This is a genomic window from Phytopseudomonas punonensis (assembly GCF_900142655.1).
GTDB lineage: Bacteria > Pseudomonadota > Gammaproteobacteria > Pseudomonadales > Pseudomonadaceae > Aquipseudomonas > Aquipseudomonas punonensis.
In genome coordinates this window covers 123880-146298 of the sequence record NZ_FRBQ01000003.1, presented here as the reverse complement: position 1 = coordinate 146298, position 22419 = coordinate 123880, and the positions used below count along the sequence as shown (strand labels likewise).

19 protein-coding genes are annotated in these 22419 nt (G+C 62.4%); 8 read left to right on the top strand and 11 right to left on the bottom strand.

All coding sequences use genetic code 11. The features are described 5' to 3' along the window. Window position 1: 1 nt before the first annotated feature. Window positions 2-1045, bottom strand: coding sequence for a recombinase RecA (recA, locus tag BUC40_RS10670; protein ID WP_073265449.1), 1044 nt, complete (start codon window positions 1043-1045; stop codon window positions 2-4). An 83-nt stretch (window positions 1046-1128) separates the two neighbouring features. Then, window positions 1129-1641 (bottom strand): CinA family protein, encoded by a 513-nt coding sequence (locus tag BUC40_RS10665; RefSeq protein WP_073265447.1) that lies wholly within the window; start codon window positions 1639-1641, stop codon window positions 1129-1131. Between the two features lie 78 nt (window positions 1642-1719). Here BUC40_RS10665 and mutS point away from each other — a divergent pair, with 78 nt between their 5' ends. Continuing rightward, entirely contained in the window at window positions 1720-4293 is a 2574-nt protein-coding gene (gene mutS / locus BUC40_RS10660) for a DNA mismatch repair protein MutS (protein ID WP_073265445.1), read from the top strand. Window positions 4294-4435: 142 nt separating this feature from the next. Then, a complete protein-coding gene (fdxA, locus tag BUC40_RS10655; protein WP_073265444.1) occupies window positions 4436-4759 on the top strand; it encodes a ferredoxin FdxA in 324 nt (107 codons plus the stop codon). A gap of 555 nt (window positions 4760-5314) precedes the next feature. Here fdxA and BUC40_RS10650 read toward each other — a convergent pair. The 3 genes from BUC40_RS10650 to BUC40_RS10640 form a co-directional block, all read right to left on the bottom strand. Further along, a complete protein-coding gene (locus tag BUC40_RS10650; RefSeq protein WP_073265442.1) occupies window positions 5315-5671 on the bottom strand; it encodes a PilZ domain-containing protein in 357 nt (118 codons plus the stop codon). A gap of 61 nt (window positions 5672-5732) precedes the next feature. Beyond that, complete coding sequence (locus BUC40_RS10645; protein WP_073265440.1) at window positions 5733-6155, bottom strand: DUF4124 domain-containing protein; 423 nt, start codon at window positions 6153-6155, stop codon at window positions 5733-5735. Window positions 6156-6182: 27 nt separating this feature from the next. Next, on the bottom strand, window positions 6183-6560 hold the full coding sequence (locus BUC40_RS10640) for a tetratricopeptide repeat protein (protein ID WP_073265438.1): 378 nt from the start codon (window positions 6558-6560) through the stop codon (window positions 6183-6185). 180 nt (window positions 6561-6740) lie between these two features. On the opposite strand from BUC40_RS10640, the gene BUC40_RS10635 reads away from it, so the two are divergent. Together BUC40_RS10635 and pyk are read left to right on the top strand one after the other, a co-directional pair. Then, window positions 6741-7649 carry a universal stress protein gene (locus BUC40_RS10635; RefSeq protein ID WP_073266205.1) on the top strand — a complete coding sequence of 303 codons (909 nt, stop codon included), beginning with the start codon at window positions 6741-6743 and terminating at the stop codon, window positions 7647-7649. 71 nt (window positions 7650-7720) lie between these two features. Then, window positions 7721-9172, top strand: a complete 1452-nt coding sequence (gene pyk, locus BUC40_RS10630) for a pyruvate kinase (protein WP_073265436.1) — start codon at window positions 7721-7723, stop codon at window positions 9170-9172. A gap of 64 nt (window positions 9173-9236) precedes the next feature. Here the strand turns inward: pyk and BUC40_RS10625 are convergent, their stop codons facing one another. Together BUC40_RS10625 and BUC40_RS10620 are read right to left on the bottom strand one after the other, a co-directional pair. Then, window positions 9237-10175 (bottom strand): iron-sulfur-binding ferredoxin reductase, encoded by a 939-nt coding sequence (locus tag BUC40_RS10625; protein WP_073265434.1) that lies wholly within the window; start codon window positions 10173-10175, stop codon window positions 9237-9239. Next, window positions 10168-11295: a GGDEF domain-containing protein gene (locus tag BUC40_RS10620; protein ID WP_073265432.1), complete on the bottom strand. Its 1128-nt coding sequence runs from the start codon at window positions 11293-11295 to the stop codon at window positions 10168-10170. Before BUC40_RS10620 ends, BUC40_RS10625 begins: the two co-directional genes overlap by 8 nt. A 321-nt stretch (window positions 11296-11616) precedes the next feature. Here BUC40_RS10620 and BUC40_RS10610 point away from each other — a divergent pair, with 321 nt between their 5' ends. Further along, complete coding sequence (locus BUC40_RS10610) at window positions 11617-13140, top strand: fumarate hydratase (protein ID WP_073265428.1); 1524 nt, start codon at window positions 11617-11619, stop codon at window positions 13138-13140. 137 nt (window positions 13141-13277) lie between these two features. Here BUC40_RS10610 and BUC40_RS10605 read toward each other — a convergent pair whose 3' ends face one another. From BUC40_RS10605 to BUC40_RS10595, 3 genes are all read right to left on the bottom strand, one after another. Next, complete coding sequence (locus BUC40_RS10605; RefSeq protein ID WP_244160642.1) at window positions 13278-15605, bottom strand: TonB-dependent siderophore receptor; 2328 nt, start codon at window positions 15603-15605, stop codon at window positions 13278-13280. A 204-nt stretch (window positions 15606-15809) separates the two neighbouring features. Beyond that, window positions 15810-16790, bottom strand: a complete 981-nt coding sequence (locus BUC40_RS10600; protein WP_073265426.1) for a FecR family protein — start codon at window positions 16788-16790, stop codon at window positions 15810-15812. Beyond that, a complete protein-coding gene (locus tag BUC40_RS10595; protein ID WP_073265424.1) occupies window positions 16787-17374 on the bottom strand; it encodes an RNA polymerase sigma factor in 588 nt (195 codons plus the stop codon). Before BUC40_RS10595 ends, BUC40_RS10600 begins: the two co-directional genes overlap by 4 nt. 151 nt (window positions 17375-17525) lie before the next feature. Between BUC40_RS10595 and BUC40_RS10590 the strand changes: the two genes are divergently transcribed. Together BUC40_RS10590 and BUC40_RS10585 are read left to right on the top strand one after the other, a co-directional pair. Then, the gene (locus tag BUC40_RS10590) at window positions 17526-18200 is read left to right on the top strand and encodes a DUF1028 domain-containing protein (RefSeq protein ID WP_073265422.1); all 675 of its coding nucleotides are present in this window, start codon (window positions 17526-17528) and stop codon (window positions 18198-18200) included. Between the two features lie 118 nt (window positions 18201-18318). After that, the gene (locus BUC40_RS10585; protein ID WP_073265421.1) at window positions 18319-18867 is read left to right on the top strand and encodes a cysteine hydrolase family protein; all 549 of its coding nucleotides are present in this window, start codon (window positions 18319-18321) and stop codon (window positions 18865-18867) included. A 208-nt stretch (window positions 18868-19075) separates the two neighbouring features. Here the strand turns inward: BUC40_RS10585 and metE are convergent, their stop codons facing one another. Further along, complete coding sequence (gene metE, locus BUC40_RS10580; RefSeq protein WP_073265419.1) at window positions 19076-21373, bottom strand: 5-methyltetrahydropteroyltriglutamate--homocysteine S-methyltransferase; 2298 nt, start codon at window positions 21371-21373, stop codon at window positions 19076-19078. 188 nt (window positions 21374-21561) lie between these two features. On the opposite strand from metE, the gene BUC40_RS10575 reads away from it, so the two are divergent. After that, a complete protein-coding gene (locus BUC40_RS10575; RefSeq protein WP_073265417.1) occupies window positions 21562-22377 on the top strand; it encodes an AraC family transcriptional regulator in 816 nt (271 codons plus the stop codon). The last annotated feature ends 42 nt before the right edge of the window (window positions 22378-22419 follow it).

Genomic DNA, 22419 nt, shown 5'->3' with positions numbered 1-22419 from the left:
ATCAAAGGTCGATTTCAGCGTCAACTTCAGCGCCAGAATTAGCCTTGACCGTCGGGCTGACAACCAGCAGTTTCTCGCGGATCTGACCTTCGATCTCACGGGCCACTTCGACGTTGTCTTCCAAGAACTTGGCGGCATTGGCCTTGCCCTGACCGATCTTGTTGCCCTTGTAGCTGTACCAGGCACCGGACTTCTCCACCAGGCCCTGCTGCACGCCGAGGTCGATGATTTCGCCGTTGCGGTAGATACCCTTGCCGTAAAGAATCTGGAACTCGGCCTGACGGAAAGGCGGCGCAACCTTGTTCTTGACCACTTTCACGCGGGTTTCGCTGCCGACCACTTCGTCGCCTTCCTTCACCGCGCCGGTGCGGCGGATGTCGAGGCGAACCGAGGCGTAGAATTTCAGGGCGTTACCACCGGTGGTGGTTTCCGGGCTGCCGAACATCACGCCGATCTTCATACGAATCTGGTTGATGAAGATCACCAGGCAATTGGCGTTCTTGATGTTACCGGTGATCTTGCGCAACGCCTGGGACATCAGACGGGCTTGCAGGCCGACGTGCATGTCGCCCATCTCGCCTTCGATTTCGGCCTTCGGTACCAGAGCAGCCACGGAGTCGACGATGATCACGTCGATGGCGTTAGAGCGCACCAGCATGTCGGTGATTTCCAGCGCCTGTTCACCGGTATCCGGCTGCGAAACCAGCAGGTCGTCGACATTGACGCCCAGCTTACCGGCGTAATCCGGATCGAGTGCGTGCTCGGCGTCGACGAACGCACAAGTAGCACCTGCCTTTTGGGCTTCGGCGATGACCTGCAGGGTCAGCGTGGTTTTACCCGAGGATTCCGGGCCGTAGATTTCGACGATACGGCCTTTTGGCAGGCCGCCAATGCCCAGCGCGATGTCCAGGCCCAGGGAACCGGTGGAGATGGCCGGAATGGCCTGGCGATCATGATCGCCCATGCGCATGACCGCGCCCTTGCCGAACTGTTTCTCGATCTGGCCCAGGGCAGCCGCCAACGCGCGCTTCTTGTTCTCGTCCATTGTATTCCTCACGTGATCAGAAGGGCCTGACGGCCAATAACTGTATAAGTAGACAGTATTATTCCACAGGGTTCGGCACTCGCCTACCCCGCAGCAGGATTTTCTTCTACCAGTAGTCGCAATAGCCCCTGCAGTGCGGCTTCCACGGTTTGCCGACGCACCGCATCGCGGTCACCGGCGAACTGGAAGCGCCGGCTGTACAGCCTGTCGCCATCGCCCCAGGCGATCCATACGGTGCCCACCGGTTTGGCCTCACTACCACCGCCTGGCCCTGCCACACCGCTGACAGCCGTGGCATAGCGAGAACCGCTTTGTGCCTGCGCGCCACGCACCATCGCCTCGACCACCTCACGACTGACCGCGCCTACCGTGCCGAAGTGCGCTTCGGGCACGCCCAGCTGGCGGGTTTTCTGGGTATTGGAATAGGTCACGAAGCCAGCCTCGAACCAGGCCGAACTGCCTGCAACACGGGTAATGGCCTCGGCGATGCCCCCACCGGTGCAGGACTCGGCAGTGGTGACCTGGGCGCCCTTGGCCAGCAGCGCCTGGCCGAGACGGGCGGCGAGCCTGGTGATGGACCGTTCATCGATATTCATCTGCGCTCCGGGGTTAAAGCGGGAGGGGTCGATACCGTACACTACGCGCTTTTGCGATTCAGCCGGACACTCGACACGATGAGCCAAAGCGACCTCAGTTCTCACACCCCGATGATGCAGCAGTACTGGAGGCTGAAGAATCAGCACCCGGATCAGCTGATGTTCTATCGCATGGGTGACTTCTACGAGATTTTCTACGAGGACGCGAAGAAAGCCGCCAAGTTGCTGGACATCACCCTGACCGCCCGTGGCCAGTCTGCCGGCCAGGCAATTCCGATGTGCGGCATTCCTTACCACGCAGCCGAAGGTTACCTGGCCAAGCTGGTCAAGCTGGGTGAGTCGGTAGTCATCTGCGAGCAGATTGGCGACCCGGCCACCAGCAAAGGCCCGGTTGAACGCCAGGTGGTGCGCATCATCACGCCCGGAACCGTCAGCGATGAAGCGCTGCTCGACGAACACCGCGACAACCTGCTGGCGGCCGTGCTCGGCGATGAACGCCTGTTCGGCCTTGCCGTGCTGGATATCACCAGCGGCCGTTTCAGCGTGATGGAAATCAATGGTTGGGAAAACCTGCTGGCGGAGCTCGAGCGCCTCAACCCGGCCGAGCTGCTGATTCCCGATGACTGGCCGCAAGGCTTGCCGGCCGAGAAACGCCGTGGCTCGCGTCGCCGCGCGCCCTGGGACTTCGAGCGAGATACTGCGCAGAAGAGCCTGTGCCAGCAGTTCGGCACCCAAGACCTGAAAGGCTTCGGTTGCGAAAGCCTGACCCTGGCCATCGGTGCCGCCGGTTGTCTCTTGGCCTACGCCAAGGAAACCCAGCGCACTGCCCTGCCCCACCTGCGCAGCCTGCGTCACGAACGCATTGATGACACGGTGATCCTCGACGGTGCCAGCCGCCGTAATCTCGAGTTGGACGTCAACCTGGCCGGCGGTCGCGACAACACCCTGCAATCGGTGGTCGATCGCTGTCAGACCGCCATGGGCAGCCGCCTGCTCGGCCGCTGGCTAAATCGTCCACTGCGCGACCGCGCTGTGCTCGAAGCGCGCCAGGAATCGATCGCCTGCCTGCTGGATCGCTATCGCTTCGAGACCTTGCAGCCGCAGCTCAAGGAAATCGGCGACCTTGAGCGCATCCTCGCCCGTATCGGCCTGCGTAATGCCCGCCCACGCGACCTTGCCCGCTTGCGCGATGCGTTGGGCGCGCTGCCACAGCTGCAGCAAGCCATGGCGCAGCTCGAATGTGCGCATCTGGTGTCACTGGCAGCGACCATCAGCACCTACCCGGAGCTGGCAGAGCTGCTGTCGCGGGCGATCATCGATAACCCGCCAGCGGTAATCCGCGATGGCGGCGTGCTGAAAACCGGCTACGACGCCGAGCTGGACGAGCTGCAGTCGCTGAGCGAGAACGCCGGCCAGTACCTGATGGATCTGGAAACCCGCGAGAAAGCCCGCACTGGCCTGGCCAACCTCAAGGTCGGCTACAACCGCGTGCATGGCTATTTTATCGAACTGCCAAGCAAACAGGCCGAGTCGGCACCAGCGGATTACATTCGCCGGCAGACGCTTAAAGGTGCCGAACGCTTTATCACCCCTGAACTCAAGGAGTTCGAGGACAAGGCGCTGTCGGCCAAGAGCCGCTCCCTGGCGCGTGAAAAGCAGCTGTATGAAGAATTGCTCGAGCGGCTGATCGGCCACCTCGGCCCGTTGCAGGACAGCGCCGGCGCCCTGGCCGAGCTGGACGTGCTGAGCAACCTGGCCGAACGCGCCCTAAATCTGGACCTCAACCGCCCGCGCTTCGTCGACGAGCCGTGCATGCTCATCGAGCAAGGCCGCCACCCGGTGGTCGAGCAGGTGCTGACCACGCCGTTCGTGGCCAACGATCTGAAGCTCGACAACGCCACGCGAATGCTGATCATCACCGGCCCGAACATGGGCGGTAAGTCCACCTATATGCGCCAGACCGCCTTGATCGTGCTGCTCGCCCATATCGGCAGCTTCGTTCCGGCGGCGCGCTGCGAGCTGTCGATGGTAGACCGCATCTTCACGCGTATCGGCTCCAGCGATGACCTGGCCGGCGGCCGCTCGACCTTTATGGTCGAGATGAGCGAAACGGCCAACATCCTGCACAACGCCAGCGACCGCAGTCTGGTGCTGATGGATGAAGTGGGTCGCGGTACCAGTACCTTCGACGGCCTGTCCCTGGCCTGGGCCGCGGCCGAACAACTCGCTAACCTGCGCGCCTACACGCTGTTCGCCACGCATTATTTCGAGCTGACCGTGCTGCCGGAAAGCCAGCCGGAGGTCGCCAACGTGCACCTCAACGCCACCGAGCACAACGAACGCATCGTGTTCCTGCACCACGTGCTGCCAGGCCCGGCGAGCCAGAGTTATGGCCTGGCGGTAGCACAGCTGGCGGGCGTACCCAATGCGGTGATTCTGCGTGCGCGCGAGCATCTGGCACGCCTGGAAACCACCAGCCTGCCCCACGACCTGCCACCGCAAGGAGTGGGACAATCGGCCGCGCCCATGCAGAGCGATCTGTTCGCGAGCCTGCCGCACCCTGTGCTGGAAGAGCTGCAGAAGGTCAATCCGGACGACCTCAGCCCGCGCAAAGCACTCGAACTGTTATATGCATGGAAGGCGCGGGTCTAACGCCAGCGCCAACTAGCTGATAGAATCCCGCGCGCTCCGGGAGCGCTGCGGCTTTTAGCCTGGCCTGCCAGCCCAATTCCAGAGCCTGAGAGCGGCTGAATCAAGAACCGCTCGCTGCCGTAGCCCGAGGAGAAAACTAGAAATGACCTTCGTCGTCACCGACAACTGCATCAAGTGCAAGTACACCGACTGCGTGGAAGTCTGTCCGGTGGACTGCTTCTACGAGGGCCCGAACTTCCTGGTGATCCACCCGGACGAGTGCATCGACTGTGCACTGTGCGAGCCCGAGTGCCCGGCGCAAGCGATCTTCTCCGAAGACGAGATTCCCGATGGCATGCAGGAATACATCGAGCTCAACGCCGACCTGGCTGAAATCTGGCCAAACATCACCGAGCGCAAAGAAGCACTGCCCGATGCTGAAGAGTGGGATGGCGTGAAAGACAAGCTGCAGCACCTAGAGCGCTAAGCCTGGGCCAGACGGTGCAGACCGTCGCTAGAGATGCCGTCACCTGAAAGGGTCACGGCATTTTTTATGGCCGGCAGTCAGCGGCTAAAGAAGATGACCGCGAGCTGCGGCATCGGTATATCGGGAAAACTGGGGGACTGGCACTTTTCTCCAGACAAAAAAAAGGGGCGGTTTAACCCGCCCACTCTTTTGTCCCTATTCCCTTAAACTCCCAACTCATCATCCTGATGAATCGCATCCCGCGATGTCCTGGTCATTATCCTTAACGACCTGTGCTTGTCCCTGAGCACGGTTCAGATATTAGCGCTTTGAGGATTACCTACAACGGCACTACTGAGCCTGAAGAACATCGCAACAGCGTTATCTTTTTTAAATAAAAACTTAAAATTCATACACTTAAAATAAATAAAAGTAGATAAGTCAGTATCCAAGCGCCGAAGCGACACCATTGCTTACAGCAGTTGTAAGCAATGGCTTACAAAAGCGATGAAGAAAAGTAGCTGAACGACAGCAGCGCCTAGGAAATCGGAGTGCGCTGCACAGACAAGGCGGGGTTTATACGGCGGCGGCCAGCGGATGGAAGCTGAAGTAATAGCGCAGCGCCTCGACCATTTCGACGTAATCGGCGGGCGGCGTCTCCAAAGCGAAGCCGGAGTCAAAACTGCCTGGCGTGACATCTTCCTGGCACCACAGGCAAGTTGCGCTGAAATCGATATGCCGGATGCCGTCGCAGCCTGGAATTTTCAGGCGCATGTCGAAGCAGCCGCCGACCAGCACCGGCAACTGGCTGATCAGCATCAGGCCGTCCGCCGACACATTGCCCAAATAACCGATCGGCTTGTCGGTAAAGGCATTGAAGACGTTCAAGTAGTACGGCAACTGATGCCGCTCGATATGGCGATTAGCGTTCATAGTGGCAGATGGCTATGCATGTGTGTCGAGTATGCAGCCTGCCTGAGGAACTAACCAGCGCTCAATGACAGCGGCCTGACAACCGGCTATTGAGCTGAGCGCGTGCAGCGTCCAGCTCCTCGTCGCTGTAGTAATGCCGCTCGCCATTGCTACCTGGCTGATAATAACGCCGCCCCTCGGGCATTTCGGCAAGTGCGGTACGCAGCTGCGCACACTCTTTGTTCAACTGCGCCCGCTGCTGCCGACGCGCCTCGGCAGCCTGGGCCTGTTCGTCGCGGCGGGCCTGATAGTAACGTTCGGCATCCTGTGCCCGCTGCTGGGCAGCCGCGTCAGGTGCCGCGGCCGGAGGGCGTACCTCGACAGCCTGTGCATTTGGTGCCTGTGGCTGCTGGGCGTAATGCACCCGCCCCTGCTCATCGACCCAGCGGTAAACCTGGCCAAAGGCCAGGCACGGCAGTAATAGCAGCCCCAGCCATGCGCGCATCAACTTAATCTCTACCGGAGCGCGCGGTCAGAGCCGACCGGCAGGCGAGACCTTGGCAGGTTCGGCAACACTCTGGTGGCCAAGCAGGCGCAGGGTTTCCAGGCGCGCGCGCGCACGGAACGCATACTCGCTGGTCGGGTAGCGGCCGATGATGAACTGGTAGGTCTGCGCCGCATCGAGGTACAGATTCTGGCGCTCCAGACACTGGCCACGCAGCAGCGAGATTTCCGGCTGTATATAGCTACGCGAACGGCTCACCCGCTCGGCCTGCGACAGGTAGAGCAAGGCGTCTTCACAGTCGCCCCGATCATAGGCCTGATACGCCTTGTTCAAATGGTGATCGAGTGACATGCGAGTACACCCGCCCATCACCAGTACGCAGCACAACAGCAACAGAATACGCATGGGTTTCTCCTCCAATGAGCAGCGTATCGGCGCGGCCCGCAAAAACTGAACACTCGCAACATGCTGCATTGCGTTCGGTGGCGAACGAAGCGGCGGTGATCCTCTAGGCTGATACAGGTCAACGCAGATCATCTGGCGATGGGCTGCAATGCAGGCTACTTACCCAGCGAGGTCGACCCCATGAAACTCGAAAAACTACTGGTCGTGATCGACGCCAGCCAACCCAGCCACCCTGCCCTGGAACGCGCCGCCTGGCTGGTACGCAGAACCCAGGCACAGCTACACGTGGTGCTGGTCGAGTATAGCGCCGCCCTGGACGGCAGCATGCTGGAAAACAGCCTACAAAACAGAGCCAGAGATGCGCTGCTTGAGCAACGCGGCAATTGGCTACAAGAGTTGCTGGCACCGCTGCAAACCGAAGGCCTGCACGTGCAGCAGGATGTTCGCTGGGGTAAACGCCTGCATGAAACCGTGCTCGAGGTAGCTGAGCAGTTGAAGCCGGACCTGGTGCTCAAATCCGCCGCTCACAACAATCTGCTGCGTCGCCTGCTGCTGACCGACAGCTGCTGGCAGTTGATGCGCCATTGCCCGTTCCCACTGTGGCTGGTGCATCACGCCGAGTGGCGCGGCAACAACATCTGCACCGCGGTCGATCCGCTACACAAAGACGACAAACCTGCCGCCCTCGACCATCACCTGATAAGCACCAGCCAAGCTCTCTCCACGGCCCTAGGCATGCATGCCGATATAGTGCACTGCCATGCGCCGCTGCCGCGCACCCTGCTCAACAACACCGAGTTGCTGGCCACCTATCAGCAGTACGTCAATGACGATGCCCAGCAGCATCACCAGGCCTTCGACAAATTGGTTCGCGACCACCAAATCGCCCCGGACGCCGCCCATTTGCTTGAAGGCGCACCGGAAAACATGCTGCCGCGCTTCGTGCGCAAGCACGAGATCGATCTGCTGGTAATGGGCGCCATCGCGCGCGGCCGGCTGGATACCATTCTGATTGGTCATACGGCCGAGCGACTGCTCGAGTCGGTGGACTGCGACCTGCTAGTGGTCAAGCTGCCGGCTGAAAAGTAGTGCAGCGGAACAATGACTACAGCGCAGCGGCGTAGTAGCCTCGCGGTCTGCTTCAATCAAGGAGTCCGCGCATGACCGTTCGCCGCACCAAAATCGTTGCCACCCTTGGCCCTGCCAGCAATTCCCCGGAAATGCTGGAACAGTTGATCCTCGCTGGGCTGGATGTCGCCCGTCTGAACTTCTCCCACGGCTCGCCAGAAGATCACAAGGCTCGCGCCAAGCTGGTTCGCGATATCGCTGCCAAGCACGGCCGCCACGTGGCACTGCTGGGCGACCTGCAAGGCCCGAAGATCCGTATCGCCAAGTTCGCCAACAAGCGTATCGAGCTGAAAGTCGGTGACCGTTTCACCTTCTCCACCAGCCATCCGCTGACCGAAGGCAACCAGGACGTGGTTGGCATCGACTACCCGGATCTGGTCAAAGATTGTGGTGTTGGTGACGAACTGCTGCTCGACGATGGCCGTGTGGTCATGCGTGTCGAAAGCACCACTGCCGACACCCTCAATTGCGTCGTACTGATCGGCGGCCCGCTGTCCGATCACAAAGGCATCAACCGCCGCGGCGGTGGTCTGACGGCGCCAGCCCTGACCGAGAAAGACAAGGCTGACATCAAGCTCGCTGCTGAAATGGATCTGGACTACCTGGCCGTTTCCTTCCCGCGCGACGCTGCCGACATGGAATACGCCCGCCAACTGCGTGACGAGTCCGGCGGCAAAGCCTGGCTGGTCGCCAAGATCGAACGCGCCGAAGCGGTCGCTGACGATGAAACCCTCGACGGCCTGATCAAGGCCAGCGACGTGGTGATGGTGGCCCGTGGTGACCTGGGTGTGGAAATCGGCGACGCCGAACTGGTGGGCATTCAGAAGAAGATCATCCTGCACGCACGCCGCCACAACAAGGCGGTGATCGTTGCGACCCAGATGATGGAGTCGATGATCCAGAACCCGATGCCGACCCGCGCTGAAGTCTCCGACGTAGCCAACGCCGTGCTCGACTACACCGATGCCGTCATGCTCTCGGCTGAAAGCGCCGCCGGTGCTTATCCTCTGGAAGCCGTGCAAGCCATGGCGCGCATCTGCGTCGGCGCCGAGCGTCATCCTACCGGCAAGAGCTCCAGCCACCGCATCGGCAAGACCTTCGAGCGTTGCGACGAGAGCATCGCCCTAGCCGCCATGTACACGGCCAACCACTTCCCGGGCGTGAAGGCGATCATCGCCCTGACCGAGAGCGGTTACACGCCGCTTATCATGTCGCGCATCCGCTCCTCAGTGCCGATCTACTCGTTCTCCCCGCACCGCGATACTCAGGCGCGCTCGGCGATGTTCCGTGGCGTTTACACCATCCCGTTCGACCCAGCGGCACTGCCACCAGGCGAAGTCAGCCAGGCAGCGGTAGACGAGCTACTCAAGCGCGGGCTCGTCGAGCAAGGCGATTGGGTCATCCTGACGAAGGGCGACAGCTACCACACCATCGGTGGCACCAACGGCATGAAGATTCTGCACGTCGGTGATGCGTTGGTCTAACGACTGACCGCTGCAAACGAAAGGCCCGCGTATAACGCGGGCCTTTTTGTTTACGCGGCGATATTCATGCCCGTGGCAGAAACAGATCGGTAAGCACTTGGCGGCGAGGCAGGCCAGCGAGATAAAGCCGCCGCGAAATAGCCTCCACCGCATCGGGCCGTCCACAGAGCAAAGCCACTGTCTGCCGTGAGGTAGGCCGCAGGGTTGCCAGAAAATCGCTCAACGCAGCGCCTTCTATCAGCTCAATATGCAGCTGCGGGTGGCGCTCGGCCAGCTCACGCAGCGGGCCTGCCAGATAATGTTCCTGGCTGGAACTGGCCACATGCACCAGGCGGATCGGCCCCAGGTGCTCCTGGCGCAGCGCCTCACGCAAGACAGCGTACAACGGCGCTAAACCGGTTCCGGCGCCGAGCAGCCAGAGCGGCTTTTCCTGCCAGTCGGGATCGTAGTGGAGCGCGCCGCCACTGAGCGCGCCCAAGCGCAGACTATCGCCAACCTGCAGAAGCCGAGCCGCATCACAGAATGCGCCGGGCCGACTGCAATCGACGTGAAACTCCAGGCTGGCGTCTTCGCCCGGCAGGCTGGCGAATGAATAAGGTCGGGCGATGCCATCTGCCGTCCACAACAGCAGATGCTGGCCGGCACGGTAGCGCAGCGGCTGTTGCGGCAGCAGCCTCAGGCGCAGCACGCGCTCGCTCAACAGGTCGCAAGCCTGCACCTGCGCGGGTAGCGCATCTTTGCGCGGATCGAAAACTTCCAGCTGTAGCGGTCCGCTCACGCGGCATTGGCACGCCAGGCGCCAGCCTTGTTCGCGGCGCGTGGCGTCGAGCGCATCGGGCTTGGCATCCTCGGGCTCCCCCGCTACGCAGCGCACCAGGCAGGCCTGACAACTGCCGGCGCGACAACTGTGTGGCACGGCCACGCCAGCGGCGAGCAAGGCGTCGAGCAGATTGCTGGCAGCGGCGACGTCCCAGTGACGCTCACCGACCTGCAATTCAGGCATCAGCCAGTTCCCAGGTCGATGCGCTGCGGTTACGGCCGCTGCGTTTGGCCTGGTAGAGCGCCTGGTCGGCACGGTGTAGGGCTTCGTCGAGATCGTCGTACATGGACACCAGGGTCATTCCTACGGAAAGGCTGAGGTTGGGCACCTTAACATTAACCGGCTGACACTCACTGAACGCCACGCGCAGGCGCTCGCAGCAGGCCTGGAACGATACGGCATCGGTATCGGGGATCAGCAGCACGAACTCCTCGCCGCCATAGCGAGCGATCACGTCACCGTCACGCAGGCAGGCGCTGGCGACACCGGCGAATGCCTGCAGTACACGGTCGCCCGCAGCGTGGCCGTAACGGTCATTGATACTTTTGAAGTGGTCGAGATCAATCAGTGCAAGCCCATGCTGGCGCGCCGGCGTCAGCGCTTCCAGCGCCTGGGCAGCCATGCGCAGGAAGTGGCGGCGGTTGAACAAGCCGGTGAGTTCGTCGGTGGCCACCATGTCTTCGAGCTGGCGCATCATGCCGCGCAGTGTGTCTTGATGCGCCTGCAGTGCAAATCGGCGCTTGCGCATGCGCTGACGCATCTGCTGCATGTACCAAGCAAACAGGTTAAGCCAAGCGAGTACCAGACCGAGGACACAGGTCTGCAGCACGACAAGGCCGACATCACGCGTGGTGCCCGCCTGAAACTCATAGAAATTGATGGCCAGAAAACCGAGGAAGCCCAGGCAGGCGCACCGAAAGAACACCCTGGTTTGCAGCTGGAACAGCCCGAACAGCATCGACATCGGATAGACCACCAGCAGGCTGCCACGACCCTTGTCTAGCATGGCGACCAACACCGTGGTCAGGCCAAGGGCGACCAGCACTTGCGCCTCGGTCAGGCTTGGATCGCTTAGACGCTGATTACGGCCACTGAGGAACATGCCGAGAAACAGTAGCTGGCTGGCAACCATGGCGCCCAGCAGCATCGCTACCGAGCTACCGGCGACTTGAAATAGATCGCAAAAACTCGCGACCACAACGATTGAAGAGATCGCCAGATAAGTGCCCACGGCCATGCTGAAGCGCTTGAGCAACAGGCGCTGCAGAGTCTTTTGGTTCAGTGAGTTGTTGCTGGAAGTCATGGGCTCCCTCCCATACTGGCAACTGGCCTCCACTCTAACCGTGGCCAATAAAAAAGCCTAGTGATTATGTGGAGTTATCGCGACTGCCCAACGGGTGTCCCAGGTCCCGCCCCCGCGGTATACTGCCGCGCCTTTTAGAACCTGTAGATGATCGAACGGCACGGCAGAAAGCCGGCGCCAGATCAGCATGATGTGCTGCATGCATGGCGCCCGATGGCACCCTTGCAGCAGGATTATGCGGTAGATCATCGACAGGCTCTTTTGAACGAGCCGGCTATGATCCGGCATTTAAAGTTCCTGCCCTACAAGGGAGCGCCCCGCATGACCGTGATCAAGCAAGACGATCTGATCCAGAGCGTCGCCGACGCCCTGCAGTTCATTTCCTATTACCACCCCGTCGACTTCATCCAGGCGATGCACGAAGCCTATCTGAAGGAAGAGTCGCCGGCCGCGCGCGACTCCATGGCGCAGATCCTCATCAACTCGCGCATGTGCGCCACCGGCCACCGCCCGATCTGCCAGGATACCGGCATCGTTACCGTGTTCGTCAAAGTCGGTATGGACGTGCGCTGGGACGGCGCCACCATGAGCCTGGACGACATGATCAACGAAGGCGTACGCCGCGCCTACAACCTGCCGGAAAACGTCCTACGCGCCTCGATCCTGGCCGACCCGGCCGGTGCCCGCAAGAACACCAAGGACAACACCCCGGCCGTTATCCACTACTCCATCGTCCCTGGCGACAAGGTGGAAGTGGACGTTGCAGCCAAGGGCGGCGGCTCCGAGAACAAGTCGAAAATGGCCATGCTCAACCCGTCCGACTCGATCGTCGACTGGGTGCTCAAGACTGTACCGACCATGGGTGCTGGTTGGTGCCCGCCCGGCATGCTCGGCATCGGCATCGGCGGTACTGCCGAAAAGGCCGCGGTGATGGCCAAGGAAGTGCTCATGGAGCACATCGACATTCATGAGCTGCAGGCTCGCGGCCCGCAGAACAAGATCGAAGAAATGCGTCTGGAGCTGTTCGAGAAGGTCAACCAGCTGGGCATCGGCGCCCAGGGCCTGGGCGGCCTGACCACCGTGCTCGACGTGAAGATCATGGATTACCCGACCCACGCTGCCTCCCTGCCGGTGTGCATGATCCCCAACTGCGCCGCCACCCGTCACGCCCATTTCGTGCTCGATGGCAGCGGCCCGGCCGAGCTGGAAGCGCCGCCCCTGGACGCCTACCCGGAAATCGTCTGGGAAGCCGGCCCGTCGGCTCGCCGTGTCGACCTCGACAGCCTGACCCCGGAAGACGTGCAAAGCTGGAAGCCGGGCGAAACCATCCTGCTTAACGGCAAGATGCTCACCGGTCGCGACGCCGCGCACAAGCGCATGGTCGAGATGCTCAACAAAGGTGAACAGCTGCCTGTCGACCTGAAAGGCCGCTTCATCTATTACGTTGGCCCGGTCGACCCGATCGGCGACGAAGTGGTAGGCCCAGCCGGCCCGACCACCGCTACGCGGATGGACAAGTTCACCCGGCAGATCCTCGAGCAGACCGGCCTGTTGGGCATGATCGGCAAATCCGAGCGCGGCCCGACCGCCATCGAAGCGATCAAGGACAACAAGGCCGTCTACCTGATGGCCGTCGGCGGCGCCGCCTACCTGGTGGCCCAGGCGATCAAGAAGTCCAAAGTGCTGGCGTTCGCCGAACTGGGCATGGAAGCGATCTACGAGTTCGAGGTCAAGGACATGCCGGTTACCGTGGCGGTCGACAGTAACGGCGAGTCGGTACACATCACCGGCCCGGCGATCTGGAACAAGAAGATCGCCGAAAGCCTGGCGGTGGAAGTGCAATAAGCATCTCCCTGCAGTAAACAAAAGCCCGGCCTAGCGCCGGGCTTTTGCGTTCTGGGGAGGGCGAGGTTTCGGTCGTCCCCTGAGTGGGCTCAACCATCCCCGGGTATCGCTGCGCTCGACCCGGGCTACGACAGCCGTCAGAACTCCAGGGTGCTGGAGAGCTGCACCTGGCGCGGCTCGCCGACGGAGACGTTGAGGGTGTTCACCGACGAGCTGTAGTAGGTCTTGTCGAATAGGTTCTTCACGTTGAGCTGCAGCTTGAGCTTGTTGTCGCCCAGACGGGTGTCGTAGCTGGTGAACGCGTCGGCCACGGTGTAGGACGGCAGGGTGAAATTGTTGGCCGCATCGCCCTCCCGATCACTTACGTAACGAGCCCCCACACCGGCGCGCACGCGGTCGCCGCCAAATAGCTGGCCGAAGTCATACACGCCGTACAGGGATGCAGTGTGTCGGGCCACGTTATGCAGGCCGTTGCCCTTGAGCTCTGGGTCCTTGGTGACTTCGGCATCGGTAAAGGCATAGGTGCCAATCAGGCTGAGGTCGTCGGTCAATTGGCCGGTCACGTCCAGTTCGAGACCGCGGGAGCGCACTTCGCCAGCACCGGTGGCGAAGGTTTCGGAAACGCCATTGACCTGTACGGTCTGGGTTACCAGCACGTTCTCTTTGACGATATCGAACAAAGCCAGGGTACCGGTGATACGCCCAGGCCTATCCAGTTTGGCGCCGATTTCCCAGCTCTTGCCCTCCTCCGGCTGCACACCGTTGATGGACGCGCCGCCAGTCAATGGCGCGATGGTCGAGTTGGGTTTGAATGACTCGGTGTAACCGCCGTACAGCGACAGCTCATCGTTAAGCTTGTACACCAGCCCGACCCGCGGCACCCAGACCTGGCCGTCGATATCGGTGTTCTTGTTGAAAGGGCGACCACGACCAGCAAGCTGGTCGTAGAGCTGGTAACGGGCACCGGCAATGAAGATCCACTGATCGTTGAGGTGCACCGAGTCCTGGAAGAACGCGGACTGGGTGACCACACGATCAGTCTGGTCGCTGTCCCTGGCGTCTACGGTCGTGGGCACCGGGTCGAGCCCATAAATTGGCGCGTTGTAGTCGAGGCGGCGCGTGGTCGTCTGGCGAATCAGGTCTTCACGGTAGAACTTGCGGTACTCATGATCCACACCCATCAATAAATCATGCTGCATACCGCCAAGCATCACCTTGCCGTCCAGATCGAAGGTGGCGAAGTGCGAGGTGCTAACGGCCCCGCGGGTACCGTCCAGGCGTCGGCCAACAGTCCCGTTGGCGGTATTTACGCTGGTGACCCGCGCCTGGTAATCGTCATAGGTGTCGCGGTTGTAGCTGTAGGCGAAGTGCGCTTTCCAATCTTCGTTGAGCTGGTGAGAAAGGTCGAAGATGCTCAGGTTGGAACGACCTTCGGTGACGTTATAGGGCTCGTCCAGACGACGTTCGCTGGGAATGTCGAGCGGCTTGCCATTGACGAACACCGTCCCGCGATCAAACGGCACCGAATACTCACGATACTCGTGGCTGAGGGTCACCGTGGTGTCCTCGCCGTACCAGGCCAGCGAGGGCGCGAAGGTCTTGTCGCGGTTGTGGCCAAAGTCGCGCCAGTAATCGGCATCGTCATAATCGGCGACCAGCCGGTAGGCCAGCCCGCTTTCGCCCAGCGGGCCGGTCACGTCCAGGGTGCCACCGCTGCCGTTCTTGCCGTGGCCGTAGGTCGAGGCGCGACCGGTGATGGCGCGGTAGCTCTCTAGCTGCGGCTTCTTGCTCACCACATTGATCACGCCGCCCGGATCGAGAATGCCATAGAGCATCGACGACGGCCCCTTGAGCACTTCGACGCGCTCGGCGGTGGCGGTGAAATTGCGACCCTGGATGGTGCGCATGCCGTCACGCAGGATCGAGCCGTCGCGGTTGTCGCCGAAGCCGCGCTTCATCACCGCATCCAGGGTGCTGCCCAAGGTATTGGCCTGGGTGATGCCGCTGACATTGACCAACGCATCATCGAGGTTCTGCGGTTGCTGATCCTGCAGCGCCTGCGCCGGCACCACGGCAACGGCCTGGGGGATCTCCAGCAGTGGCGTGTCGCTGCGCGTCAGCGAGGTGGTTTCCGGCGGCTGGTAGCTGTAGCTTGGCGTGCGCTGCGACTGGATATTCACCGCGCCCAGATTCACCGCGCCGTCAGCGGGCAGCGCCTGCAAGGTCACGGTGTCGGCGCCTGCTCGGCCGAAGGTGAAACCGGAGCCGGCCAGCAAGCGACTTAGCGCCTGCTCGGCACTCATGCGTCCCTGCACGGCCGGGGCTTGCACGGCGTAAGGGGCTTCGTCGGTGTACACCACATTGAGGCCAGTGGTGCGGCTAAAGGCGTCAAGCGCTTGCGGAAGCGGCTGAGCGGCGATGGCGAAGTCGTAGGTCGCGGCCTGATCGCCAGCAGCCTGAGCCATAACGACTGGCGCGAGGGGCAACAGCGACGTGCCCAGCAGCCAGGTGGCCAGGCCGAGGTGTTTAAGGGAGGCATCCTGCCGGCGCTTGATGCGGTGGTTCATGATTTTCTTCATCCTGGGCTGGCTATCAGTGCGAAAAAGTCGCATTCACAGCACTACACGAATGCCGCGCGGCCATACCTCACCCCGGAATGAAAATATTTTTCAGCGCAGGATGATCAAGCGGCCCAGCAGCTTGTGCTGCTCGAAGCCGACCACGCCCTGCAATGCATCGAGAATCGCCTGGGGGTCCTGGCTGGCGAAGCTGCCGCTGACCCTGCGCTCGCGCAATTCATCGTTGAGCAGCACGATGCGCCCCGGGTGGTAACGGCGCAGTTCATCGAGCACCTCGCCGAGCGGTGCGCGGTAGAAGCTCAGGCGCCCATCGCGCCAGGCCACGAGCGCCTCGGCATCTACCGCATGCAGCTGGCCGCTGACACCATCGGCAAAACTCAGCTGCTGATTGGCAGTAAGCACTCGCGGTGCATCGAGTGGGCCACCGCGTACAGCCACCCTACCCTGCTGCACCGAAACCCGCGCGCCCTCGCCCAGGCGCCGCACCTCGAAACGCGTGCCGAGCACCCGCGCCTCGCCACCGGCAGCGGCAACGGTAAAGGGAATCTCGCCCGGCACCACGCTGAAGTAAGCCGCCCCACGGCGCAGTTCGACGTGCCGCTCACCCGCGCTGTAGCGCACGGCGATGGCGCTGTCGGCGTCCAGCAACACGCTCGATCCGTCGCTTAGCGTCACCGTGCGCACCTCACCCGGCGCCGAGACCATATCCGCGCCCAAGTCATCGACCCAACGCAGCGGCTGCCAGCCGCCGGCCCACACCACCAGCAGCAGGCAGGCGGCCATTGCCAGCGCCGAGGCCCAGTAAGGGCGCTTGCTTGCAGGGGGACGCAGGTACTGCTGCAGCACGGAGGCTTCTTCATCGGCCAATTGCTGAGCCGCCGGGCGGCTCAGGTGCCAGAGCGCCTGCATGCGCACGAAGGTGTCGACATGCTCGGGGGTGGCAGCCAGCCAACCCTCGAAAGCCATCTGCACGGCATCGCCCGGCTGCCCTTGCAAACGGCCGAGCCACAGCCAGGCGTCCTGCTCGACGCGCGACAGCGACTCTTCGTGCTCAAAGGTGGGCTGGCTCATGACACGTCACTTCCGTGTGAAGGGGCGGCCGGCGCTTCACCGACGCTGGCCTTGCAGACTTGCAGGGCGCGCATCATATGTTTTTCCACGGCACTCTGCGAAAGCCCCATGCTGCGAGCGATCTGCCCGTAGGTCTGGCCGTGAATGCGGTTGAGCAGAAAAATATGCCGCGTGCGCTCCGGCAACGCCCGCAAGGCGGTCTCGACACGCCGCAGATCGCTGCCCGCCTCTAATGCCGCATCCAGTGAAATGCTCGAATCGCCCCGCTGCTCAGGCAACAGGCCCGCCTCGTTACGGGTGCGTGCGCCCTCGCTGCGCAAATGGTCGATGGCCAGGTTGTGGGCGCTACGGATCAGGTAGCTGCCCATATCTTCGAGTGGCGCGCTGGGCCGGCGCCAGAAGCGCAGAAACAGCTCCTGCACCAGATCCGCCGCAGTCGCCCGACAGCCGACACGCCGGCGCAATACCGCCTCCATCTGTTCGCGACGGGCGAGAAAGGTGCGCAGAAACGCATCACGTTGCACCGGCTCCGTAAAGGACGAGTCGGGCTGGAGAGGTTCGGGCGTGGACGGGAGGTCGACCATGTAAACGGGCTGCTCGTGGCGATACGGACAGAAGCGAGGCGGCGAGACGGTGAATGATAATGCTTATCAACAAATACTGATAGCCGTACGACAGGCGGAACGATCAAGCACGGCATGCAGCCTAAGCCACACGCGCCCACAGGAGTTGCCCATGACCTTTTCCATCGTTGCCCGCTGCCCGCACACTGGCCAATTCGGCGTTGCCGCTGCCACCGCCATGCCCGCCGTGGGCAAACTGCTCAGCCACGCCGCTGCTGGCGCAGGTGCTGTGGCGACCCAGGCCCAGGTCAACCCGTACCTGGGGCTCGACGGCCTGGCGCTGCTGCGCGCTGAGCATTCGGCATCCGCCGCCCTGAAGAGGCTGATGGAAACCGACCCGTGCATGCAGCTGCGCCAGCTGGCGCTGATCGACCGTAACGGCGACAGCGTGTGCTGGACGGGTAGCGAGTGCATTCCATGGGCAGGCTCGCTGTCTGGCGAGCAGTTTTCCGTGCAGGGCAATCGCCTGGCCGGCCCGCAGGTGCTCAATGCCGTCGCTGATGCCTTTCGCCGCGGCGAGGACCGCCCTCTGGTCGAGCGCCTGATCGACGCCCTGGAAGCCGGCGATGACCGCGGGGGGGATCGTGAAGGCGAATCCTCGGCGGTCATCTATATCGTCGACCGCGAGGAATATCCGTTGTGGGACATCCGCGTCGACCATCACCGCGACCCGGTTGCCGAACTGTGGCGCCTGCACGCCGTGTTCGCCCGCGAGGTGCTGCCGGAAATTCTCGCCATGCCGACCCGCGAAAACCCCGCTGGCAAGGCCGCCGAAGATTCGGTCTGAGAACCAGCCATTAGTAGCCCGGGCGAGCGCAGCACCACCCGGGCACCTTCCTCCTGCACCTCCCGATTTATCGGCGGGCAGGTTAATGTGTGGGACGTCCATCATCACGGAAACCATCATGAGCAAGCGCGCACTGATCCTGATCGACATCCAGCACGACTACTTCGCTGACGGCAAATGGCCGCTGCATGGCATGGGCACAGCCGCAGGCAATGCTGCACTCATTCTGGCTGCCGCCCGCGCTGCAGGTGACACGGTAGTGCATGTACACCACGAGTTCGAAAGCGCCGATGCGCCATTCTTTGCTCCTGGCTCACCGGGTGCGCAGATCCACGGCGAAGTGAAGCCGCTGGCTGGCGAGACGGTAGTGCTCAAGCACAATGTCAATGCGTTTCTCGGCACCGACCTCAAGGCGCTGCTGGACAAAGCCGGCGTTGAAAACGTCACCCTGGTCGGCGCCATGAGCCATATGTGCATCGACGCTGCCGCCCGCGCCAGCGCGGACTTCGGCTACGCCACCACGGTGATTCACGATGCCTGCGCGACCCGCGATCAGGAGTTCGAAGGCAAACAGGTGCCCGCCGCACAGGTGCAGGCCGCCTATATGGCCGCCCTGGCGTTCGCCTATGCGACCGTGGTGTCGACCGAGAAGTACCTGGCGGGCTGAATAGCTCCTCGACCAAGCCCGAGATGCCAGTCTGTAGGATGGGTCGGGCCGCGTAGGTGCCAACCCATCGGCAAATTGATGGGTTGCCACCCATCCTACGTGCTTAGCCTGCACTTGAGCGCAGCGATACCCAGGGCAATCGCTCCCGGGTATCGCTGTGCTCAACGCCGGGCTACCGACGGCAAAGAGCGCAAAAGCGCGCGTCGCCTTAGGCCAGTTCTTTGCGCAACTGGCGCGCCGCCGCGACCATATTGACCAGCGCCGCCTCGGTCTCCGGCCAGCCGCGCGTTTTCAGACCGCAGTCCGGGTTCACCCATAGCCGCTCGGCCGGGATGCGCTGCACCGCTTTGCGCATCAGCTTGACCATCTCGGCGGTGTCCGGCACCCGCGGTGAGTGAATGTCGTAGACGCCCGGGCCGATCTCGTTGGGGTACTCGAAGGCCTCGAACGCCTGCAGCAGCTCCATGTCCGAGCGCGAGGTCTCGATGGTAATCACGTCCGCATCCATGGCGGCGATGGACTCGATCACGTCATTGAATTCGCTGTAGCACATGTGGGTATGGATCTGGGTTTCGTCGCGCACGCCGCTGGCACACAGGCGGAACGATTCGGTCGCCCAGTCCAGGTAGTGCTGCCACTCGGCCTGGCGCAGCGGCAGGCCCTCGCGGAATGCGGCCTCGTCGATCTGGATGACCTTGATACCGGCCGCTTCCAGGTCCACCACCTCGTCACGCAATGCCAGGGCCAGCTGGCGGGCCTGCACTTCGCGGCTGACGTCCTCGCGGGGGAACGACCACATCAACATGGTCACCGGGCCGGTCAGCATTCCCTTCATCACCTTGCCGGTGAGGCTCTGGGCATAGCGGATCCACTCCACGGTCATGGCTTTCGGGCGGCTCAGGTCGCCGTAGATGATCGCCGGTTTGACGCAACGCGAGCCGTAGCTCTGCACCCAGCCGAAGCGGGTGAACAGGTAGCCGTCGAGCTGCTCGGCGAAGTACTCGACCATATCGTTGCGCTCGGCCTCGCCATGCACCAGCACGTCGAGTCCCAGACGCTCCTGAATTTCTACCGCATGGCGGATCTCGCTGTGCATGGCATCGGTGTAATCACCGGGCGACAGTTTGCCCTGCTTGAACGCCTGGCGGGCCAGGCGGATCGCCGAGGTTTGCGGAAAGGAGCCAATGGTGGTGGTCGGAAATGGCGGCAGGGCCAGGCCAATGCGCTGCCTGGCGATACGCTGGGCGAAGGGCGAGCGCCGCTGGCTGTCGCTGGCTTTCACCGCGGCCAGGCGTGCCTGCACCTGAGGCTTGTGGATGCGTGGCGACGCCGCCCGGCTGGCCTGCACGGCGCGGCTCTCGGCCAATGCCTTGCGCACTTCGGGGGCGTCGGGCTGATTGACGGCCCGCGCCAGCAGCGCCACTTCGGCGCACTTCTGGGTGGCGAAGGCCAGCCAGCCTTTAAGCTCGGCATCCAGCCCCTCTTCACGCTCCAGGTCGACCGGGCTGTGCAGCAGCGAGCAGGACGGCGCCACCCACAGGCGTTCGCCAAGGCGGCTGTGGGCATGACCGATAACCGCCAGGGCCTTTTCCAGATCGCAGCGCCACACGTTGCGGCCATTGACCATGCCCAGGGACAGCACCTTGTAGGCCGGCAGGCGATCGAGAATGGTCGGGTACTGCTCTGGCGCGCGCACCAGGTCGATATGCAGGCCGTCCACCGGCAGGTTGGCGGCCAGACCGAGGTTCTCTTCCAGGCCACCGAAGTAGGTGGCGATCAGCTTCTTCAGCGGCTCACGCTGCAGGCTGTTGTAAGCGCGCTCGAAGGCGTTCTTCCAATCCTGAGGCAAGTCGAGCACCAGAATCGGCTCGTCGATCTGCACCCACTCCACCCCCTGCTCGACAAGGCGCTGGAAGATCTGCCCGTAGAGCGGCAGCAGGCGCTCGAGCAAGTCCAGTTTGTCGAAGCCCTGGGCATCGCCCTTGAGCTTGCCCAGCCATAGGTAGGTCAACGGGCCGATCACCACCGGCTTGACGGTATGGCCGAGGGCATGGGCTTCGGCCACTTCCTCGAACAGCTGCTCCCAGCTCAAGGCGAACTGCTGGTCAGGGGTGAACTCGGGCACCAGGTAGTGGTAGTTGGTATCGAACCACTTCGTCATCTCCTGCGCATGGGCACCGCCGCAGCAAGTATCACCACTAACGCCACGGGCCATGGCGAACAACGTCTCCAGGGTCGGCTTGCCGCTGGCCGGGCGGAAGCGCTCGGGAATCACCCCGAAGGTCAGGGAATGGGCCAGCACCCCGTCATACCAGGCGAAGTCGCCGACCGGCAGCAGGTCGATGCCGGCATCCTTCTGCACCTGCCAGTGGCGGGCACGCAACTCCCGGCCCACGGCGCGCAAGCCGGTCTCGTCCAGCTCACCTTTCCAGAAGGCCTCCTGGGCTTTCTTCAGTTCACGGTCACGTCCGATTCGGGGGAATCCGAGGCTGTGTGCCAAGGCCATGGCGATCTCTCCAATGCATAAATGATGGCGTGCATTGTCGAGGCGCCTTTCGAGTGAAACAAACTCAATCGACTAACATTAAAAACAAATTTTACTCACGTTGGTACCGCGCGGCTCATCCTGGCCATCCACTTGAGACCTCAGCCGGAGTCGGGCAAGCTGGCCTCTGCGCCTTGGATCCAACCGGCATGCCTGAGCTTCCCGACGACCCCGCCCAGACCGAACGCACCCGCGAAACCGTGCTGCGCTATCACTACAGCTGGAAGTACCGCGACCTCGACGCGGTGATGGCACTCTATCATCCCGAGATCGAGTACCACGATTTCTTCCTCAACCGCAGCATGGGCCTGGCCGAGCTACGCGACTACGTGCTCGGCACCATGCCACGCCACCCGGACGAGGCGCTGGAACACACCGACCGCATCCGCATCGACGGCCACACCGCGTTCATCCAGTACCGCACCACGCTGCATGGCGGCGAGGGGCTGGTGTCGTTTCGCACTGCCGAAGCGATCACCGTGCGCGACGGGCTGATCTGGCGGGTCAACGAATATGCTTCGCTGGTGCACGAAGGCCCCGATGCTCGGGCGCCGACCCAGCGCAGCGCGGCGATCAGCAAGCTGGGCCTGTCGACCCGGCAATTGGGCTTCATGGCCCAGGACCTGCAAGACTATTTCCAGCGCCGCCAACCCTTTCTCGACCCGGCCCTGAGCCTGCAACAGGTGGCCACTGCCACCGGCTACAGCCGCAACCAGATTTCCTACCTGCTCAACCAGGTGCTCGGCCAAAGCTTCTACCGCTACGTCAACCAGGCCCGCCTGCAGCACCTGCTCGAACACTTGCAGGCCGGCAGCGATCTGCGGCGTATGGACGAACTGGCCTTCGAGGCCGGCTTCAACTCCCTGACCGCCTTCTACAGCACCTTTCGCCGCCACACCGGCCTTTCGCCCAAGGCTTATTTGAAAGACATGTACGCGCGGGCACGCGCGCAAGACAACGCCTGATCAGGCTTCTAGTCTTGCCCCATACATCTTGTGTGGAAGCGG

Coding starts and splice junctions, on each gene's coding strand:
- pyk (WP_073265436.1), top strand. CDS start 7,721: ATGACCGTTCGCCGCACCAAAATCGTTGCCACCCTTGGCCCTGCCAGC.
- BUC40_RS10610 (WP_073265428.1), top strand. CDS start 11,617: ATGACCGTGATCAAGCAAGACGATCTGATCCAGAGCGTCGCCGACGCC.
- BUC40_RS10640 (WP_073265438.1), bottom strand. CDS start 6,560: ATGCGTATTCTGTTGCTGTTGTGCTGCGTACTGGTGATGGGCGGGTGT.
- BUC40_RS10620 (WP_073265432.1), bottom strand. CDS start 11,295: ATGACTTCCAGCAACAACTCACTGAACCAAAAGACTCTGCAGCGCCTG.
- BUC40_RS10590 (WP_073265422.1), top strand. CDS start 17,526: ATGACCTTTTCCATCGTTGCCCGCTGCCCGCACACTGGCCAATTCGGC.
- BUC40_RS10645 (WP_073265440.1), bottom strand. CDS start 6,155: ATGCGCGCATGGCTGGGGCTGCTATTACTGCCGTGCCTGGCCTTTGGC.
- BUC40_RS10585 (WP_073265421.1), top strand. CDS start 18,319: ATGAGCAAGCGCGCACTGATCCTGATCGACATCCAGCACGACTACTTC.
- mutS (WP_073265445.1), top strand. CDS start 1,720: ATGAGCCAAAGCGACCTCAGTTCTCACACCCCGATGATGCAGCAGTAC.
- BUC40_RS10650 (WP_073265442.1), bottom strand. CDS start 5,671: ATGAACGCTAATCGCCATATCGAGCGGCATCAGTTGCCGTACTACTTG.
- metE (WP_073265419.1), bottom strand. CDS start 21,373: ATGGCCTTGGCACACAGCCTCGGATTCCCCCGAATCGGACGTGACCGT.
- fdxA (WP_073265444.1), top strand. CDS start 4,436: ATGACCTTCGTCGTCACCGACAACTGCATCAAGTGCAAGTACACCGAC.
- BUC40_RS10575 (WP_073265417.1), top strand. CDS start 21,562: ATGCCTGAGCTTCCCGACGACCCCGCCCAGACCGAACGCACCCGCGAA.
- BUC40_RS10605 (WP_244160642.1), bottom strand. CDS start 15,605: ATGGCTCAGGCTGCTGGCGATCAGGCCGCGACCTACGACTTCGCCATC.
- BUC40_RS10600 (WP_073265426.1), bottom strand. CDS start 16,790: ATGAGCCAGCCCACCTTTGAGCACGAAGAGTCGCTGTCGCGCGTCGAG.
- BUC40_RS10625 (WP_073265434.1), bottom strand. CDS start 10,175: ATGCCTGAATTGCAGGTCGGTGAGCGTCACTGGGACGTCGCCGCTGCC.
- recA (WP_073265449.1), bottom strand. CDS start 1,045: ATGGACGAGAACAAGAAGCGCGCGTTGGCGGCTGCCCTGGGCCAGATC.
- BUC40_RS10635 (WP_073266205.1), top strand. CDS start 6,741: ATGAAACTCGAAAAACTACTGGTCGTGATCGACGCCAGCCAACCCAGC.
- BUC40_RS10595 (WP_073265424.1), bottom strand. CDS start 17,374: ATGGTCGACCTCCCGTCCACGCCCGAACCTCTCCAGCCCGACTCGTCC.
- BUC40_RS10665 (WP_073265447.1), bottom strand. CDS start 1,641: ATGAATATCGATGAACGGTCCATCACCAGGCTCGCCGCCCGTCTCGGC.